Origin of the sequence: Paractinoplanes pyxinae, assembly GCF_026626335.1 — a bacterium.
In the GTDB taxonomy this organism is placed as follows: domain Bacteria; phylum Actinomycetota; class Actinomycetes; order Mycobacteriales; family Micromonosporaceae; genus Actinoplanes; species Actinoplanes pyxinae.
On the sequence record NZ_JAPNTZ010000035.1, the window covers coordinates 1 to 3,482 of the forward strand.

At 56.5% G+C, this 3,482-nt stretch carries 2 rRNA genes; both read right to left on the minus strand.

The window, feature by feature from the left end:
• Window positions 1-8: 8 nt before the first annotated feature.
• Window positions 9-125: ribosomal RNA gene (gene rrf / locus OWR29_RS47930) — 5S ribosomal RNA — on the minus strand.
• A 108-nt stretch (window positions 126-233) separates the two neighbouring features.
• Window positions 234-3,354, minus strand: a 23S ribosomal RNA gene (locus OWR29_RS47935).
• Window positions 3,355-3,482: the final 128 nt, after the last annotated feature.

Here is a 3,482-nt window from a genome sequence, read left to right on the forward strand (position 1 = left end):
CACGTTGAGTCCGGCGGCGTCCTACTCTCCCACACCCTCCCGAGTGCAGTACCATCGGCGCTGGAGGGCTTAGCTTCCGGGTTCGGAATGAGACCGGGCGTTTCCCCTCCGCTATGACCACCGAAACAGCTATCAGCGTGGCGCTCAACCAGCAAACACAGCCGGCAGATGCCGGTGGTGCTTGGTTGTTCGTTTGCTGTGAATCACACAGTGGACGCGCTCATATGTTTAGGGTGGTTAAGCCCTCGGCCTATTAGTACCGGTCGACTGAACCAGTTACCTGGCTTACATCTCCGGCCTATCAACCCAATAGTCTCTTGGGAGCCTTACCCACTCAAGGTGGTGGGATACCTCATCTCGAAGCGAGCTTCCCGCTTAGATGCTTTCAGCGGTTATCCCTTCCGAACGTAGCCAACCAGCCGTGCCCCTGGCGGGACAACTGGCACACCAGAGGTTCGTCCGTCCCGGTCCTCTCGTACTAGGGACAGCCCTTCTCAAGTATCCAACGCGCACGGCGGATAGGGACCGAACTGTCTCACGACGTTCTAAACCCAGCTCGCGTACCGCTTTAATGGGCGAACAGCCCAACCCTTGGGACCTGCTACAGCCCCAGGATGCGACGAGCCGACATCGAGGTGCCAAACCATCCCGTCGATATGGACTCTTGGGGAAGATCAGCCTGTTATCCCCGGGGTACCTTTTATCCGTTGAGCGACACCGCTTCCACACGCAAGTGCCGGATCACTAGTCCCGACTTTCGTCCCTGCTCGACCCGTCAGTCTCACAGTCAAGCTCCCTTGTGCACTTACACTCAACACCTGATTGCCAACCAGGCTGAGGGAACCTTTGGGCGCCTCCGTTACCCTTTAGGAGGCAACCGCCCCAGTTAAACTACCCACCAGACACTGTCCCTCGACCCGATCAGGGCCGCAAGTTAGATACCCAAACCCAACAGAGTGGTATTTCAAGATTGCCTCCACCCGAACTGGCGTCCGAGTTTCACCGGCTCCCACCTATCCTACACAATTAAATTCGGATACCAATGTCAAGCTATAGTAAAGGTCCCGGGGTCTTTCCGTCCTGCCGCGCGTAACGAGCATCTTTACTCGTACTGCAATTTCGCCGGGCCTGTGGTTGAGACAGTGGGGAAGTCGTTACGCCATTCGTGCAGGTCGGAACTTACCCGACAAGGAATTTCGCTACCTTAGGATGGTTATAGTTACCACCGCCGTTTACTGGCGCTTAAGTTCTCCGCTTCGCCGTTGCCGGCTAACAGGTCCCCTTAACGTTCCAGCACCGGGCAGGCGTCAGTCCATATACATCGTCTTACGACTTGGCATGGACCTGTGTTTTTAGTAAACAGTCGCTTCCCCCTGCTCTCTGCGGCCATACCACGCTCCACCCGCAAGGGGCTTCACGCGTCCGGCCCCCCTTCTCCCTAAGTTACGGGGGCAATTTGCCGAGTTCCTTAACCACAGTTCACCCGTCGCCTCGGTATTCTCTACCTGACCACCTGTGTCGGTTTAGGGTACGGGCCGCTCGGAACATCGCTAGAGGCTTTTCTCGGCAGCATAGGATCAATGACTTCACCTGAAACGGCTCGGCATCACGTCTCAACCTCATGTGTCACGGATTTGCCTATGACACGGTCTACACGCTTACCCCAGGACAACCACCGCCTGGGATCATCTACCTTCCTGCGTCACCCCATCACTAAACTACTACCACCCGAGGTCCCAGACTCCACCAGGTCAGACCGAAGTCCTCGCCGGCTTTGCGTGGTTAGTACAGATAGGTTCGTCTTGGGCGTTCCTTTGCGGGTACGGGAATATCAACCCGTTATCCATCGACTACGCCTCTCGGCCTCGCCTTAGGCCCCGACTCACCCAGGGCGGATTAGCCTGGCCCTGGAACCCTTGGTCATCCGGCGGAAGAGGTTCTCACTCTTCATTCGCTACTCATGCCTGCATTCTCACTCGTGCAACCTCCACGGCTGGGTCACCCCGCCGCTTCCCTGGTAGCACGACGCTCCCCTACCCATCCACACCACTGCACCGAGCTCGAAAGAACTCAGCGGATGAATGTGTGAATGCCACAGCTTCGGCGGTGTGCTTGAGCCCCGCTACATTGTCGGCGCGGAACCACTTGACCAGTGAGCTATTACGCACTCTTTAAAGGGTGGCTGCTTCTAAGCCAACCTCCTGGTTGTCAATGCGATCCCACATCCTTTTCCACTTAGCACACGCTTAGGGGCCTTAGCTGGTGATCTGGGCTGTTTCCCTCTCGACTACGAAGCTTATCCCCCGCAGTCTCACTGCCGCGCTCTCACTTACCGGCATTCGGAGTTTAGCTGATTTCGGTAAGCTTGTAGGCCCCCTAGACCATCCAGTGCTCTACCTCCGGCAAGAAACACACGACGCTGCACCTAAATGCATTTCGGGGAGAACCAGCTATCACGGAGTTTGATTGGCCTTTCACCCCTAACCACAGGTCATCCCCCAACTTTTCAACGTTGGTGGGTTCGGTCCTCCACGCAGTCTTACCCACGCTTCAACCTGCCCATGGCTAGATCACCCCGCTTCGGGTCTAGAACACGCGACTGTATCGCCCTCTTCAGACTCGCTTTCGCTACGGCTACCCCACACAGGTTAACCTCGCCACGTGCCACTAACTCGCAGGCTCATTCTTCAAAAGGCACGCCATCACCCCGCTGCATTGCTACAGCTAAGGCTCTGACGGATTGTAGGCGAACGGTTTCAGGTACTATTTCACTCCCCTCCCGGGGTACTTTTCACCATTCCCTCACGGTACTCGTCCGCTATCGGTCACCAGGAAGTATTCAGCCTTACCAGGTGGTCCTGGCAGATTCACAGCAGATTCTAGGAGTCCGCTGCTACTCGGGAACACTGCAAAGAGGCTAGATGCTTTCGCATACGGGGCTCTCACCCTCTACGGCCGGCTTTCCCACACCGTTCCACTAACAACTAGCTTTGTAACTCTTCACCCCACTGTCAGATGGGATAAGCAGGTCCCACAACCCCCCACGTGCAACCCCTGACAGGTATCACACACGCAAGGTTTAGGCTCGATCCGCTTTCGCTCGCCACTACTCACGGAATCACGGTTGTTTTCTCTTCCTACCGGTACTGAGATGTTTCACTTCCCGGCGTTCCCCTCACATGCCCTATGTATTCAGGCATGGATGACACGACATGACTCGTGCCAGGTTTCCCCATTCGGACACCCTGGGATCACAGCTAGGTTGACAGCTCCCCCAGGCCTATCGCGGCCTCCCACGTCCTTCATCGGCTCCTGGTGCCAAGGCATCCACCGTTCGCCCTTGACAACTTAACCACAGAAAACAAGATGCTCGCGTCCACTGTGCAATTCTCAACCAACGACCAACCCACAACCCGATCAGCCCTCCACCAGCATCACTTCATGACCGGTATGGGGGGCCAGGCCGTGCCTGGCATTGAAGA